Origin of the sequence: Flavobacterium sp. BFFFF1, assembly GCF_002256285.1 — a bacterium.
Lineage (GTDB): Bacteria > Bacteroidota > Bacteroidia > Flavobacteriales > Flavobacteriaceae > Flavobacterium.
Genome location: NZ_NKJE01000016.1, coordinates 38,660 through 54,532, shown reverse-complemented (window position 1 = coordinate 54,532; position 15,873 = coordinate 38,660). Strand labels below are relative to the sequence as shown.

Sequence of the window (15,873 nt, the reverse complement as noted above, 5' to 3'; positions counted from 1 at the left end):
CCTAGATATTTTTTGTCAAAGCCTGTATGATCTTATTATCAGGAAGGAATTCTTTACCGATAACTTTCAGTATCGTATACACCGGTACCGCGATAATCATGCCCAGTACACCAAATAGAAAACCACCAATTAAAATGACCAGAAATATCTCCAACGGATGTGAGTTGGTGCTTTTCGAAAAGATAATGGGCTGTGAAAAGTTGTTGTCAATAAACTGCACGGCGGCAAAACCCAACATCACATAAATGGTTTTGGGCAGTATTTCCGACTGAAAATCCAATCCCAGATTACTGATCATTGTGAGGACTGCTGCCAATACCGATCCAATCAGGGGGCCGATGTATGGAATGATGTTCAGCACAGCGCACAGGAATGCGATCACAAACCCGTTTTCAATGCCGAAAATCAACAATACAATCCAATACAAAACGAATACGATAAACAATTGCAATAGAAGCCCAATGAAATAGCGGCTTAAGAGGTCATTGATCTTGTTTAACGAGTTTAAAATTTTCTCCTCATGATTGTCAGGCAGGATTCTCTTAATCCCTATGATAAACATGATTTTATCCTTGAGGAAAAAGAACGCGATAAACAGCGTAGAAGCCAGCCCCATTCCAAAGCTGCTTAACGTGCCCAATACGGAATTAAGGAAAACAGGAATATAGTTAAAATCTAGGCTCGAAGTTATTTTTGAAACATTGATTGTGTTTTCAGCGTCAACACCATGGTTCATCAGGAAGTTGTTTATTTTAGCAAGGAGTTGCTGTACGTTTGTCTCTATCTGGGAAGTGCTTAAAACCGAGAGGTTTTCGGATTGGGAAAGCACCAACGGTACAAACATCATGATCAAGCCGAATATCAGCAATACAAAAATAATGATGGTGGCGATGGTCGCCAGCGTGTGCGAAAATTTAAGCTTTCTTTTGAAAAATAACTGGATAGGATTGCCAATCAGTGTCAGGATCAACGCCGAAATCAGGTAATAAATTACCGTTTGAACCTGCCAAACAAAATAAATGAACAACGCGGCCAGGGCCAGTATACCAATCGCCCTCAAAATTCCGTTGCAGATCGTTTTCGCTGTGAACATCGCTAATTATTGAAAATGTAATTGATGATATTGGCTCCCATTTTCAGGGCTTTCTCGCGGACTTCTTTAGGGTCATTGTGAACTTCAGGATCTTCCCAGCCATCTCCAAGGTCGCACTCAAAAGTGTATAAAAAAACCAATCGGTTTTCGATAAAAATCCCAAAAGCCTGCGGACGCTTTCCGTCGTGCTCGTGAATTTTCGGCAAGCCTGCCGGAAAAGCGTAGGGTTTCTGGAAAATGGGGTGTGTAGCGGGTATTTCTACCAATTCCTGGTCAGGGAATACCTTTTTTATTTCTTTGCGCAGGTATTGGTCCATGCCGTAGTTGTCGTCAAAATGCACAAATCCCCCACCCAGCATATATTTCCTGAGGTTTGTGACTTCAGCATCCGTGAATACCACGTTTCCGTGGCCAGTCGCGTGTACAAACGGATAGGAAAAGAGATCCGGGCTGGAAAGCTCTACTGTCGCGGGTTTGGCATTCAACCTGGTACGGATGTTCTGGTTGCAAAATTTAATCAGATTGGGAAGTGATGTGGGATTTGCATACCAGTCGCCGCCGCCATTGTATTTTATCAACGCAATTTCCTGTGAGAACCCCATCATCGGGATAAGCAGCAATAGGTTCAGCAATTTTTTCATTTGGTCTTATTGTTCATTAAAAAATACCACACTGTGGGCCGCAACGACAGCCGCAGTTTCTGTACGCAACCGGGTTTCGCCCAACGTCACTGGGATAAAGTCGTTTTCAAGGGCTAATTTAATTTCTTTTTCGGAAAAATCCCCTTCAGGACCGATCATAATCACGCAGTCACTATTCGGAATAAGAAGGCTTTTTAGGGTTCTCTTTCCTGTTTCTTCGCAGTGGGCAATAAATTTCTGCCCCGAATCGACTTTGCCGGCAAAATCCCTAAAGGGAATTGCCTCGTGTAGTATGGGAAGGAAAAACTGGTTCGACTGCTTCATTGCCGACAAAAGGATTTTGTCCATTCGCTCTGTTTTCAGCACTTTTCTTTCAGAATGGTCACAAATGATTGGTGTGATTTCAGCAATCCCTATTTCTGTCGCTTTTTCGAGGAACCATTCGAAACGTTCGTTCATTTTCGTCGGGGCTACGGCAAGATGCAGGCTTGGTTTGGGCCTGTCAAATTTTTCGATCGAAACCACATTTACCAGACACTTGTTTTCCGAAGGAAGTGCAATTTCGGTTTTAAACAGCAATCCTAATCCGTTTGTAACGAATAAAATATCACTACCCTGCTTGCGTAACACTTTAATAATATGTCTACTCTCTTCCTTATCAAAAGCAAAGGATGATGTCGTTTCGTCGATGTCAGGATGGTAAAAAAGCTGCATAATTAAAATTGGATTCGCGCTTTTGAGACGACGGCGTTATCATTAAATTGTTGTTCAAGGTATTTCTGATAACCGACAATCCCAATCATCGCGGCATTGTCAGTAGTGTATTCGAATTTTGGGATAAATGTTTTCCAGCCGTATTTGCTTTCTGCGGCTTTCAGGGTGTTTCGGATTCCCGAATTTGCTGAAACGCCGCCGCCGATCGCAATCTGTGTGATGCCAGTTTCCGACACCGCCAACAGCAGCTTATCCATCAGTATGTTGATAATGATCTGCTGAATGGAGGCGCAGATATCGTCCATGTTCTTTTCAATAAATTCGGGGTCCTTGGAAACATTATTTTGGATGAAATACAAAATCTGGGTTTTCAGTCCCGAAAAACTGAAATCCAGCCCGGGAACTTTAGGCTTTGTAAACGCGTAGGCATTTGGATTGCCCAATTTCGCATGTTTGTCTATCAATGGCCCACCGGGATACGGAAGACCTAAAATCTTGGCACTTTTGTCAAATGCCTCTCCAACCGCATCATCAGTGGTTTCGCCAATGATTTCCATATCAAAAAAGCCATTGACTTTAACGATCTGCGTGTGGCCACCCGAAATAGTCAATGCCAAAAATGGAAATTCGGGTTTATCAAATCCTTCCTCATCAATAAAATGCGCAAGAATGTGTGCGTGCATGTGGTTTACGGCAATTAACGGAATATTTAACGCCAATGATAACGATTTGGCAAATGACGTTCCGACGAGCAGCGAACCCATCAGCCCGGGGCCTTGGGTAAACGCAATGGCATTGAGTTGTTCTTTCTTAAGACCCGCTTTTTGCAGGGCCGCATCAATTACGGGAACAATATTTTGCTGATGGGCTCTTGAAGCAAGTTCAGGAACAACACCACCATATTGCTGGTGCACGAGCTGGTTTGCCACAACATTAGACAGTACTTTGTCGTTATGGAGTACAGCTGCTGCAGTATCGTCACACGAACTTTCGATTGCGAGTATAAAAACTGCTTCTGATTGCATGAAAAGACACGATTTTTGAGTTATATTTGACCAAGCCAAAAGTAACTATTTTTTACAAAAAGCGGTTTCTTCTTTATTTAAAATAAAATTTAAGGAAAATTAAACATTTAGGTTTCAGAAGAGCAAAAAAAATAGCATTCCGCATTCTGCTTGGAATGTTTCTGCTATTGTTAACACTGGCTATTGTCCTTTCACTTCCCGTGGTCCAAACTGCAATTGCAGGATATGCTACTGATCGCATCAACAAGGAATTTAAAACCAATATCAAAATAGACAAGGTTGCCATTTCTCTATTTGGCGGTATAAAACTCAAAGGCGTGATGATCAGGGACCACCACAACGATACTTTGATTTATTCAAACCGAATCAAAACCAATATTCTAAGCTATAGCCAAGCCTACAATGGGGATTTATTTTTTGGCGACATCAGGCTGGACGGGTTGGTGTTTAAACTACAGACATACAAAGGCGAGAATGAATCCAATATCAATAAGTTTATATCGCTTTTCGACTCGGGAAAAAAACCATCAGGGCATAAATTTTTGCTCAAGGCGCAGAATGCGTATTTTACAAACAGCCGATTTATCGTTTTGGACGGGAACCGTTCGAATCCAAAGGATGCAGAGTTTTCCAAACTCGACGCTTCGTTAAACAATTTCAAGATCTATGGACCTGAAGTGTCGGCGAAAATAAATAAAATGGCATTCAGGGATTACCGCGGTATGCAGGCGAAAAACCTGACTGGGAAATTTCGCTACGATAAGACGTACATGAGTCTTGATGATTTCGAACTTGAAACCAAATACTCGCATTTTAAAGGAAACGTCCGGCTCGATTACCAGAAAGGTGGACTCGCCGATTTTAATAATAAAGTCAGGATCACTGCCAAAAAAATGGAGGCAACCATCTCTAGTAATGACATCAGGTATTTTTATAAAGGCATTAGTGGCGACAAGGTGTTTGACATGAAATCAGACATTTCAGGAACACTGAACAACCTGTTTTTTAATAACCTGCGTTTGGTCGACAACCGAAATTCACGTATCGACGGCAATATCATCTTTAAAAACCTGCTCGGAAATAAAGGGGATCGTTTTTACATGAAGGCAGGCTTTAAAAGGCTGAATTCTACTTATGGTGATTTGGCGGCGATCATGCCCGATGTACTCGGTAAAAAGTTGCCGACATCGCTTAAAAAGCTGGGTAAATTCAATCTCGTGGGAAATGTAGAGCTCACCCCGGAAACGCTGCTGACTGATTTTAACCTCACCACTGCGATTGGAAATGTATCCGCAGAGCTGGATATGGGCAACATCGACAATATTGATAATGCGACTTACACTGGCCATATTGTCGCTGATCGTTTTAATATTGGCAAATTTATTGAACGGAGTGACCTTGGAATCGTTTCATTTGATATTGATGCCGATGGGAAAGGTTTTACCACTAAAAACCTGGATACTAAAATCAATGGCAGGGTTTCAAAATTGTATTACAACAAATACCTGTACTCGAATATCGAAGTCGACGGAAATTTGCAAAGTCCGTTTTATAAAGGAAAAGCCGTGATTAACGATCCAAATTTGTTCATGGATTTTGACGGCATGCTCGATTTGAGTGGGAAAGAGCGGCGGTACGACTTCCGTACACAAATTGACTATGCCGATCTTCACAAACTAAATTTCATAAAAGACTCGATATCAATATTTAAGGGTGATATACGTATGAATATCTCGGGAACCACCGTCGACAATATGCGTGGGAAAGTGAACATTGCACAGAGCTCTTATCAAAATAGAAAAGACACTTATATCTTTGATGATTTCACGCTGGAATCGTCGTTTGACAATGACGGTGTGCGCACGATCGCGGTAAATTCGCCGGATATAATTGAAGGGAAAGTGACGGGGAAATTTCGTTTTGCCGAGTTGGGGAAGATTTTGCAGAATTCGGCCGGCAGTCTTTACACAAATTACAAGCCGAATAAAGTCCGGAAGGGACAATTCCTGAAATTTAATTTTAGCATCTACAATAAAATTGTCGAAATATTCTATCCGGGTATTGAAGTCGCTTCAAATACATTTGTACGCGGAAGCATCAACTCGGACGCTACCGATTTCAAAATGAATTTCAGTTCGCCGAATGTAAAAGCGTTTGACAACGAATTCCAGAAAATCAATGTCAACATCGATAACAAGAATCCGCTTTTTAATGCGTTCGTCGAGATGGACAGCATCAAAACACAGTATTATAAAGTATCTGCCTTCAGTGCCATTAATGTAACGATGAAGGACACCATGTTTGTGCGGTCGGAATTTAAAGGCGGTACTGCAGGAACTGATTTTTTCAATTTGAATTTCTACCATACTATTGATAAGGATAAGAATAATGTTGTCGGAATTAAAAAGTCAGAGTTAAAGTTTAAGGATTATCTGTGGTTTTTAAATGAAAATGAAAATGGACAAAACAAGATTGTCTTTGATAAGAAACTCCAGAATTTCAATATCGACAATATTGTGATGTCGCATGAAAACCAGAAAATGGAGTTCATGGGTACGCTTCGTGATTCCACTTATAAAGATCTGAAACTGAATTTTGAAAAGGTAGATCTTTCCAAGGTGCTGCCAGCGATTGATAGCCTTAAAGTAGCAGGAAGGCTCGAGGGGCAGATTAACTTTAAACAGGATAAAAAAGTATTTCAGCCTACGTCAACGCTTCGTATTGACGATTTAAATGTGAACAATATCGCATTGGGTAATTTGCGTTTGAATATCGAAGGCGACGATTCATTAAGGAAGTTTACGGTAAATTCGGCATTGGAAAATAACAATGTGGAATCATTTTTTGCTGAAGGGACTTTTGAAGTGTCAAACAAAGAAACCTTAATGGATGTTGATATGCGTTTCGACCGATTCAACATCGCAGCACTGAGTCCGCTTGGAGGGAATGTGATTTCAAACATTCGTGGTTTCATTTCCGGAACGACCAATATTGCAGGGACATTCAAAAAACCTGACATCAACGGGCGCTTGTTTCTTGAAGAAGCAGGTCTTAAAATCCCTTACCTTAACACTGATTATTCATTTAGGGAAAATTCCATTGTTGATCTTTCCGAAAATCAGTTTATTTTCCAGAATGCAACATTGGTAGACACAAAATACGGCACTGAGGGAAGGGTAAACGGGACCATAAAGCATAAAAATTTTAAGGATTGGAAGCTTGATCTCGCGATCAGCAGTAACCGTTTTCTGGCTTTGGACACCAAAGATTCCGAAGACGCAGCCTATTACGGAACTGCGTTTATTGATGGCACGGCGAGCATTTCAGGTCCTACGGGGAATTTGTTTATCGGGGTCACCGCAAAATCTGCAGAGGGAACCACTATAAAAATTCCAATTAACAATACTGATGCCACGGCGTCAAAGAGCTATATGCATTTCTACAGCCCGAAGGAAAAAGAGAATTTGCTAAAAGGAATCACATCTTTGGAAACCCGTGATTACAAAGGTCTGGAATTGAAGTTTGATTTGGATGTCAAACCCAATGCAGATATCGAGGTAATCCTGGATCGGGAGTCAGGGCACGGTATGAATGCACGTGGAAATGGAAACCTGCTGCTTGAAATCAATACGCTGGGTAAATTCCAGATGACAGGCGATTTTGCAGTTTGGGAAGGATCGTACAATTTCAAATACCGCGGTCTTAATAAAGTGCTTGCTGTAAAAAGAAATAGCTTCATTAACTGGGATGGAGACCCTTTGCGCGCGCGGCTGAACCTGGAGGCGGTTTATAAGACGGACGCCAATCCAGCGATTTTACTTGATAATGCCTCAGTGAATCGAAAAGTGCCTGTGAATGTTGGTATTTTGGTGACAGGTATACTAAGTAATCCTGAAATCAATTTTGATATTAATTTCCCCACCATAAACGCGGTTTTAAAATCTGAGATACAAACGAAGCTTGACGACAAGGATATCCGCCAGACGCAGGCCCTGACGCTTTTGGCTACGGGGGGATTCCTGAGCAATGAAGGTGTGACCCAGGGAGCTTTCACCAACAACCTGCTGGAAGCCGGCGTCAATCTTTTTGATAATATATTCCAGAATCCTGATGACAAAGTGAACGTGGATGTTTTGGTTGTTTCCCCTGACAGGACACCCGGAATTGAAACCCCGGGGCAGGTTGGTTTTAAAGTGTCGACACAGGTAAATGAGCGCGTTTCTGTTAACGGACAGGTCGGCGTTCCTGTGGGTGGTGTCAACGAATCGACCATCATTGGGAATGTCGAGGTGCAGTATCGTATTAATGAAGATGGTACCGCAAACCTTCGTTTTTTCAACCGTGAGAATGACATCAATTATTTGGGTGAAGGGATTGGATATACGCAGGGAGTAGGTATTACCTATGAAGTTGATTTTGATACGTTCCAGCAATTGATAGACAAAATATTTAAAAAGCAACAGGACGAGAAGAAGGAAAAAGGTAGTACGGAAGAAGTTCCTGACTCTGAGGTGCTTCCATCTTATATGCACATTCAGGAAAAAAAGAAAAAGGAAGACACACCCGTCAAGCAAAACACTGAGGGTGTGCCTCCTAAGGATGAGTAAGAAAATAACGTATTATTAAAATTCTCCATTTTTGGAGATTTTTTTTTTGATTTAATTCGGTTAATTAAAAACTTATTAACGAAATCGTTTGAAATTCGTCATTTTATTAAATTAATAAAAACAGCGGTTTTCAAGTGGGCTAACTTTGCTACATTAGCATTTTAATATTGTAAAAAATGTCAAAAGAGATAAAAAAGATAGGTGTATTGACATCCGGTGGTGACGCTCCGGGAATGAATGCTGCCATCCGTTCGGTGGTCAGGACATGCGCCTATCATAATATTGAATGTATCGGGATTTATCGCGGTTACCAGGGCATGATTGAAGGCGATTTCAAGGAAATGGGTCCACGAAGTGTAAACAACATCGTTAATAAGGGTGGAACCATTTTAAAATCAGCGCGTTCGAAAGAATTCATGACGCCTGAAGGCCGCAAAAAAGCACACGAAAACCTGGTGAATGCAGGTGTAAATGCCCTTGTGGTAATTGGTGGCGACGGAAGTTTTACCGGAGCCGAAGTCTTTAACCACGAGTACGGTTTTCCCGTGATGGGAATTCCCGGAACGATTGACAACGATATCTTCGGTACGAGCCATACTTTAGGTTACGATACGGCCTTGAATACCGTAGTAGAGGTAATCGATAAGATTCGGGATACTGCGAGTTCACACAACCGTCTTTTCTTTGTGGAAGTAATGGGCCGTGACGCGGGGCATATTGCCCTGAATGCGGGAATCGGTGCTGGAGCTGAGGAAATCCTGATTCCAGAAGAGGATTTAGGACTGGACCGTTTGCTGGAATCGCTTAAGAAAAGCAAGGCTTCCGGAAAATCATCAAGTATTGTGGTGATTGCGGAAGGGGATAAAATTGGTAAAAATGTTTTTGAGTTAAAAGACTATGTCGAGGAAAACCTGCCCGAATATGACGTACGTGTGTCTGTTTTGGGACACATGCAGCGCGGCGGTGCGCCAACCTGCTATGACCGCGTATTGGCCAGCCGTTTGGGCGTGAAGGCGGTAGAATCAATTCTTGAAGGAAAATCCAATTTCATGGTTGGGGTTTTGGCCGATAAAATTGCATTGACGCCTTTAGAACAGGCCATTAAGGGAAAAAGTGAGATCGATATGGAACTGCTTCGCGTTTCCGATATCATGTCTACATAAAAACGTTAAGGTTTAATCAGGTGAGCGATAAAAGCCTTAAGCATTAAGCAGAACCCGGAACTTGGCTGAATCAATAGCCTGTATCGGAATAATTTTTAAACTAAAATTAAAAGAAATGTCAAAAGTAAAATTAGGAATTAACGGTTTTGGACGCATTGGAAGAATTGTCTTCAGGGAAACATACAACCGTGATAATGTTGAAGTTGTTGCCATCAACGACCTGCTCGATGTAGATCACCTGGCTTATTTATTGAAATACGATTCGGTACACGGCCGCTTCAACGGAAAAGTGGAAGTAAAAGAAGGAAAATTATACGTCAACGACAAACACATTCGTGTCACCGCTGAGAAAGATCCATCGACACTAAAATGGGATGAAGTAGGTGTAGATGTGGTTGCCGAGTCAACAGGTATTTTCACCACGATAGAAAGTGCTCAGGCACACATCCGTGGAGGTGCCAAGAAAGTTGTGATTTCTGCACCATCTGCTGATGCACCGATGTTCGTTATGGGTGTAAACCATACAGAAGCCAAAGCGACAGACACGGTAGTTTCGAACGCTTCCTGCACTACAAACTGCCTGGCACCATTGGCAAAAATAATCAATGACAATTTTGGAATTGTAGAAGGCCTGATGACAACGGTTCACGCAAGTACTTCAACCCAAATGGTTGCCGATGGACCATCAAGAAAAGACTGGCGTGGTGGACGCGCGGCCAGTGTGAACATTATTCCATCTTCGACAGGCGCTGCGAAAGCAGTAGGAAAAGTAATTCCAGCGTTAAATGGAAAGTTGACCGGGATGTCGTTCCGCGTGCCTACGATTGACGTTTCCGTGGTTGACTTAACCGTTAAAGTGGCCAAAGAGACCACTTATGAAGAAATCATGGCCGTCCTGAAAAATGCTTCTGAGACAGATTATAACGGAATTTTAGGATACACCGAAGATGATGTGGTTTCTCAGGATTTCGTTTCGGATACACGCACTTCAATTGTTGACGCTAAAGCCGGAATCGGTTTGAACTCGACCTTCTTTAAAATCGTGTCCTGGTATGACAATGAGTACGGCTATTCAAGTAAATTGATTGACCTTTCTGTGCATATTGCCGGATTAAAATAATTGATATATTTACAACTCCCGTTAAATGATTTTGGCGGGAGTTATTTTTTTAAGCTTTTCCCGCTTTTTGCTGTCACCCCGAGCGCAGTCGAGGGGTTTTCTAATACGCAGAAAGAACTTCCGCTGCACTGAACGAAGTGACAGTCGATGGAAGCCGGGTTTAGGCGCAAAAGGGCAGGGGACTAACCAACTTTGCTTTACTCAAAACAAAAACTAACGCCAACCTGAATATGAAATTATTAGTAGACAGTGGTTCGACAAAAGCGGACTGGATTTCAATCGATGAGTCCGGGAAAGTTTTGTTTACGACCCAAACCCTTGGTCTGAACCCTGAAGTTTTGTCGAAAGACGAAGTCATCACGAGGCTAGACGACAAATTTGATATTTCCCACAACCGCAGCAATGTTTCGCATTTGTATTTTTATGGTGCAGGCTGCGGAACCGATCGCATGAAAAACTTCCTTGCTGAAGTGTTTCGGGAATATTTTCCCAATGCGATTGTGTCTGTTCATGAAGACACCTACGCCGCCGTCTATGCGACAACACCAAAAAATGAAAAAGCGGTTGTTTTCATTCTGGGAACGGGGTCAAATTGCAGCTATTTTGATGGCGTCGTGCTGCACCAAAAGGTACAGTCATTAGGTTATATTGCAATGGATGACTGCTCCGGAAACCGTTTTGGGCGGCATTTGCTGCGTGCGTACTATTTTAATAAGATGCCGAAAGAACTCGCCAAAGAATTTGGAGAGGAATACGATATTGAACCGGACACCGTGAAACACCATTTGTATAAAGAGCCGAACCCGAATGCTTATCTGGCAACCTTTGCAAAGTTTCTGATCAAGCACAAAGACACCGAATTCTGTAAAAAATTCATTTTTGAGGAAATGGAGAAATTCGTGGACAATTATATCCTTCAGTATGACGAAGCGCGTAAATATCCAGTACATTTTATTGGGTCGATCGCTTTTTACCTAAAAGACGAGTTGGCGGAGGTGCTTCACAAACACGGGCTGAAGATCGGAAATGTACTCCGGCGTCCTATTGATGGATTAATCCAGTACCATGCTTTAAATAAATAAAAAAAGCCGATTTTTAAAATCGGCCTTTTTTTTAAATTCTCCTGCGGTAAATTATTTCGAGGCGATCATTGAAATTTCAACATTGACACCTTTTGGCAATCCTGAAACCTGAACCGTTTCCCGTGCAGGCGCTGTTTCATCGTTGAAATAACTACCGTACACTTTATTGACATTGTTAAAGTCGTCCATGTCCATTAGGAAAATCGTTGTTTTAACGACATTTTCAAAGCCCATACCAGCGGCTTCCAGGACCGCTTTAAGGTTTTCCATAACTTGTTTGGTCTCTGTTTCAATGTCGTGTATCACCAGGTGCATTGTCGCAGGATCCAGCGCAATCTGCCCGGATGTAAAAAGCAGGTCGCCGATGCTTACCGCCTGACTGTATGGGCCAATAGGTGCAGGGGCTTTGTCAGTGTTGATTATTTTTTTCATGGTATAGTTGTTATTTGTTTAGCGGATCACCCGATCTGCAGTTTTTCTTTTCTCCCACTTCAGGTCACTCAACAATCCGGATTTTACCCCAATGAAAAATCCCCATGAAGTATTGTCACCAATCGGAATCCAGCTGAAATCCATCCGCCAGCTCAATAAATCCCTTTCAAAACGAAGCTGTGTAAATGTAATTCCCTTCTGGACAAAGTCATAACCGGTAGATACCCCGACTTTCCATTTCGGAGCCAGGTCAATATTGCCTGAGACCATCAGTGAATTTCCCACAATGTCGTTTTGACGGTTATTGTTGCTGTAGGAAAGCGAATACGCGAGGTTTAAATCCCATGGCAGTTTCGTATGGTAAAAGGCTGCAGGTGTGTCGTTGTCTTCTGTCTTATCGTCATCGAACTGGCTTTGCCTTCGGTCACTGAGGTCAGTACTTCGGCCAAAGAGATCGTCGTCACGTCCCCCGTTTCGCTGGCTTTGCTTGTCCGAACTTCCGGTGGTCTTTTCGCCTCCTTTGCTATCAATCGTATATCCAACCGTCAGGAAAGCATTGGTTAAACGGAACAAACTTCCGCCATTGTTGATATTAAATTCATTAATGGTTCTGCCGGCCTTATTGATAGTGTATGGATCAAGTGCGCCTCCAAAATTAATGTTCATTTTCTCCTTTAAGATAGCGGTTCCTCCGGAAAACCGCACGGGGCTCCATTTCAATGAGTCGGCAGAAATGTCATAGGAAGTCTGAAAATTTAAGCTGTTAAGCAGTATAATTTTCTTTAATTCTGTTTTGGTCGTGTCCCGGTCTTTTACTTTCGCTTCCAGCGTATTGTTTAAAGCGAAACTTAAAACATTCGAGTAACTGGCACTTGGCCCGCCATAAATTCCGCTCGCGAAACGCGTGTACTGTTTTCTAACCGTTTTGGACGGGTCTGTGTAATAATAGTCGAAATACCGATCAAAACTTGGGGTGTAAACATAACCGATAGATGGTTTTATGACGTGCCGCAATGATTTTATCTTTGCTTTTTCACCGAAGTTAAAAGTACCATAAACGGTCGTTCCAACCCCGGTATTAAATGAATACGTCCGGAATGCATCAAAACCATTTTGGTCTTTGTCTACGACTCTGTTCAATTGATCGTCAAATTCTTTTTTTGTGGTTTTAATGTACCATACTTCGGTGTAATTCACTGAAATGGGAACACTGAAAAATTTCGCAAATTTAAAATTGGTACTCAACGGAATCTGGTGCTTTACGCCATTCATGGCATTCTTAAACATCTCTGGTTTAAAAAACAACGAGTCAACCGTATTAAAACGGTTTTCTGCAATGATATTGTACTGTAGGTTAATGTTCTTGATAACACCTTTCTTGATTCCATCTTTTGGTGCAAAAGGATACACACGGTCGACGCTTCCTGTAAAAGTAGGCAGCGTCATGCTGATCGCTTTGGTGGAAGTGTTTTGGGTATGCGTAGCGGCTATGGCGATATTTACCAACGGCAGCGTGTTGAAAGTCCTTGAATAAGAGATGGTTGAGCTAAGGGAATTATTCAATCGGGCGCTCACATTTTGCTGGTTGAGGGAATTGGTGAAGTAAGTACTCGATCCAAGGTTTACCGACGCCGTAAACTTGGCATTCGGATTTGATTTTGAATCCTGCCGGTGGCTCCATTGGATATTGTATTCACGTGCCTTGCCATAACCGGGAAGTCCGCGCTCGCCGCTAATCTGGTTTTCAAAACGGATGTTTATGTTTCCGCCGAATCGGTATCGTTTTGCATATTGGGATTCGAAACGCATCGCATAGCTGCCATTGGTATAATAGTCGCCGAGAAATGTCAGGTCATAGTTATCGCTTAGCGCAAAATAGTAGCCGCCGTTCTGAAGGGAATAACCCTGTCGGTTTGTGTCTGTAAAGCTTGGGATAATTACACCCGACTGCCCCTTGTCTGTCATAGGGAAAAAGGCAAACGGAATAGCAATCGGTGTGGGAACGTTTGCAATCCAGAGATTCGAAAACCCTAAAACCACTTTCTTCTTCGGCACAAATTTTGCTTTCGTCGCGAGAATAAAATACTCCGGATCATCAATGTTTTCGGAGGTGGTGAACTTGCTGTTTTTTAAGAAATAAACAGAATCATTTTCCTTCTTCGCAATTTCAGAAATGATGTTGAAATCCATTTGCTTCGTCCTTGAATTCCAGATTAATGCCTTTTTGGTTTCTGTATTAAAACGGATGGAATCGGGTTCAATCACGTTGCTGCCCTGCTTGAAAACCGGACGCTGTGTCAATGCGCCGGTGGAATCCTTGATGCGCCCCGCGTAAATTTCGTTTTTTTCGTAGTTGATCTGAATGATGCCCGCTTTCAACTCCACATCCTGATAATACAGCTCTGCTTCATTGTACAAAGTACCGATTTTTGTCTTGACATTCATCCGTTCATAGTCCTTTGCCTTGCGTTTAATGATGTCTGTCAGTACTGGTTTTTTGTCGGGGTCTTGTTGCGTGGTAAGAGGCAATTTAACTTCCTCGGGAGCGTTAACTTTATTAGAATCAGGAATTTGTTTTGGAGGAAGTTCAAACTTGTTGGTTTTAACGTCCTGGGCATACGTTTTAGCAGTTGCCAATGTTAAGAACGTTGCTGATAAAACGATATGAAATAAGTTTGTCCGCAAAGGTTTAAATACTATTTTTGTAAAAATTAGGCTTACTTTTTCCGGTGTCAAACTTACAGTTATTTTTTGCAAAAATAGTCAGTTTTAAATATTATACGCTAAGGTTTTACTAAAATTAACTTTTAACCAAAATATGAATTTTTCCCATAAAATCAAACCTTTATTCCTGTTGTTATTATGCTTTTCCTCGGCAGCGGTTTTTGCTCAGAAAGGCACAAAATTTAAGGTTACATTGGATGCCGGTCACGGCGGTAAAGATTTCGGAGCAGTTTATAATGGCCACGTTGAAAAGAACATCGCACTTTCGGTGGCATTGAAGGTGGGAAAAATCCTTGAAGGAATGTCTGCTTTCGAGGTAAATTATACCAGGAAGACCGATGTATTTATTGATCTCGTTGAGCGCGCCAATATCGCAAACCGCGCTGATGCCAACATTTTTGTCTCCATACATTGCAATGCGAATCCGAATACGGCTGCCTATGGAACAGAGACGCACGTAATGGGTATGTCTAAGAACGCTTCCGCACTTGCTGTGGCAAAACGTGAAAATGAGGTTATCACCATGGAGAAGGATTACAAGGAGAAATATGACGGTTTTGACCCAAATTCACCGGAATCTATTGTGAACACAACGCTTATGGTGGAAGAAAATCTTGAAAATAGTATAGCGCTTGCCAGTAAAATACAAAAGCGATTTACCAACGACCTTAAGAAACGGGATCGCGGGGTAAAACAGGCGCCTTACATGGTGCTCCACAAAGCGTTTATGCCAAGGGTTTTGATTGAAATGGGTTTTATTTCAAACCCAAAAGAAGGTGGTGACCTTGATACTGAAGAGGGCCAGATGGAAATTGCACAGGCCATTGCGAATGCCATTGTAAGTTACAAGAAAGATTATTTCGGAAGCGGAGAAAATGAGAACGAAATCAAGCCTTCGCAACGGATCGAGCCCGTAAAATCAACCGCGGACGAAGACAAGCCGACGCCGGGCAATGCGCCAGTTCAAGTGGATAAACCAATTGATAAGACGGAAGTCGCCAACGGGAAGGTTATATTTAAAGTACAAATATCTGCAAGCGGTAAAAAACTTGAAACCACGCCGTCAAATTTTAAAGGGCTTAAAAATATTTCTGTAACGTCTGACAATGGAACGCTGTATAAATATATGTATGGCGAAACTACCGATTATAACGAAGCCAAACAAAACCTTGCCGAAGCCAAAGCCAAAGGATTTGATTCGGCGTACCTGATAGCGTTCAGGGATGGTAGAAAAATTACAATACAGGAAGCTTTAAAATAAACACCCAATCC

11 protein-coding genes are annotated in these 15,873 nt (G+C 42.1%); 5 read left to right on the top strand and 6 right to left on the bottom strand.

The features are described from left to right. Position 1: 1 nt before the first annotated feature. The 4 genes from CFE23_RS11035 to tsaD are packed head-to-tail and all read right to left on the bottom strand — an operon-like array spanning position 2 to position 3,473. Positions 2–1,093, bottom strand: a complete 1,092-nt coding sequence (locus tag CFE23_RS11035) for an AI-2E family transporter (protein WP_291087880.1) — start codon at positions 1,091–1,093, stop codon at positions 2–4. Between the two features lie 2 nt (positions 1,094–1,095). Next, positions 1,096–1,734 carry a DUF4159 domain-containing protein gene (locus tag CFE23_RS11030; protein WP_291087877.1) on the bottom strand — a complete coding sequence of 213 codons (639 nt, stop codon included), beginning with the start codon at positions 1,732–1,734 and terminating at the stop codon, positions 1,096–1,098. A 6-nt stretch (positions 1,735–1,740) separates the two neighbouring features. Then, positions 1,741–2,448: a 16S rRNA (uracil(1498)-N(3))-methyltransferase gene (locus tag CFE23_RS11025; RefSeq protein WP_291087875.1), complete on the bottom strand. Its 708-nt coding sequence runs from the start codon at positions 2,446–2,448 to the stop codon at positions 1,741–1,743. Positions 2,449–2,450: 2 nt separating this feature from the next. Next, positions 2,451–3,473, bottom strand: coding sequence for a tRNA (adenosine(37)-N6)-threonylcarbamoyltransferase complex transferase subunit TsaD (gene tsaD, locus CFE23_RS11020; protein ID WP_291087872.1), 1,023 nt, complete (start codon positions 3,471–3,473; stop codon positions 2,451–2,453). A 155-nt stretch (positions 3,474–3,628) separates the two neighbouring features. On the opposite strand from tsaD, the gene CFE23_RS11015 reads away from it, so the two are divergent. From CFE23_RS11015 to CFE23_RS11000, 4 genes are all read left to right on the top strand, one after another. Further along, positions 3,629–8,080: a translocation/assembly module TamB domain-containing protein gene (locus tag CFE23_RS11015; RefSeq protein WP_291087871.1), complete on the top strand. Its 4,452-nt coding sequence runs from the start codon at positions 3,629–3,631 to the stop codon at positions 8,078–8,080. A gap of 176 nt (positions 8,081–8,256) precedes the next feature. Then, entirely contained in the window at positions 8,257–9,243 is a 987-nt protein-coding gene (gene pfkA, locus CFE23_RS11010; RefSeq protein ID WP_291087868.1) for a 6-phosphofructokinase, read from the top strand. Positions 9,244–9,358: 115 nt separating this feature from the next. Then, on the top strand, positions 9,359–10,363 hold the full coding sequence (gene gap, locus CFE23_RS11005; RefSeq protein WP_291087865.1) for a type I glyceraldehyde-3-phosphate dehydrogenase: 1,005 nt from the start codon (positions 9,359–9,361) through the stop codon (positions 10,361–10,363). 230 nt (positions 10,364–10,593) lie between these two features. Then, the gene (locus CFE23_RS11000) at positions 10,594–11,445 is read left to right on the top strand and encodes an N-acetylglucosamine kinase (RefSeq protein ID WP_291087863.1); all 852 of its coding nucleotides are present in this window, start codon (positions 10,594–10,596) and stop codon (positions 11,443–11,445) included. Between the two features lie 51 nt (positions 11,446–11,496). Here the strand turns inward: CFE23_RS11000 and CFE23_RS10995 are convergent, their stop codons facing one another. Together CFE23_RS10995 and CFE23_RS10990 are read right to left on the bottom strand one after the other, a co-directional pair. Continuing rightward, entirely contained in the window at positions 11,497–11,877 is a 381-nt protein-coding gene (locus tag CFE23_RS10995; RefSeq protein ID WP_291087861.1) for a RidA family protein, read from the bottom strand. A gap of 18 nt (positions 11,878–11,895) precedes the next feature. After that, on the bottom strand, positions 11,896–14,613 hold the full coding sequence (locus tag CFE23_RS10990) for a putative LPS assembly protein LptD (protein ID WP_291087968.1): 2,718 nt from the start codon (positions 14,611–14,613) through the stop codon (positions 11,896–11,898). 82 nt (positions 14,614–14,695) lie between these two features. Between CFE23_RS10990 and CFE23_RS10985 the strand changes: the two genes are divergently transcribed. Beyond that, a complete protein-coding gene (locus CFE23_RS10985) occupies positions 14,696–15,862 on the top strand; it encodes an N-acetylmuramoyl-L-alanine amidase (RefSeq protein ID WP_291087858.1) in 1,167 nt (388 codons plus the stop codon). The last annotated feature ends 11 nt before the right edge of the window (positions 15,863–15,873 follow it).

Bases quoted from the DNA above. Each gene is read 5' to 3' on its own strand.
- CFE23_RS11035 (WP_291087880.1), bottom strand. From the start codon at position 1,093: ATGTTCACAGCGAAAACGATCTGCAACGGAATTTTGAGGGCGATTGGT.
- CFE23_RS11030 (WP_291087877.1), bottom strand. From the start codon at position 1,734: ATGAAAAAATTGCTGAACCTATTGCTGCTTATCCCGATGATGGGGTTC.
- CFE23_RS11025 (WP_291087875.1), bottom strand. From the start codon at position 2,448: ATGCAGCTTTTTTACCATCCTGACATCGACGAAACGACATCATCCTTT.
- tsaD (WP_291087872.1), bottom strand. From the start codon at position 3,473: ATGCAATCAGAAGCAGTTTTTATACTCGCAATCGAAAGTTCGTGTGAC.
- CFE23_RS11015 (WP_291087871.1), top strand. From the start codon at position 3,629: ATGTTTCTGCTATTGTTAACACTGGCTATTGTCCTTTCACTTCCCGTG.
- pfkA (WP_291087868.1), top strand. From the start codon at position 8,257: ATGTCAAAAGAGATAAAAAAGATAGGTGTATTGACATCCGGTGGTGAC.
- gap (WP_291087865.1), top strand. From the start codon at position 9,359: ATGTCAAAAGTAAAATTAGGAATTAACGGTTTTGGACGCATTGGAAGA.
- CFE23_RS11000 (WP_291087863.1), top strand. From the start codon at position 10,594: ATGAAATTATTAGTAGACAGTGGTTCGACAAAAGCGGACTGGATTTCA.
- CFE23_RS10995 (WP_291087861.1), bottom strand. From the start codon at position 11,877: ATGAAAAAAATAATCAACACTGACAAAGCCCCTGCACCTATTGGCCCA.
- CFE23_RS10985 (WP_291087858.1), top strand. From the start codon at position 14,696: ATGAATTTTTCCCATAAAATCAAACCTTTATTCCTGTTGTTATTATGC.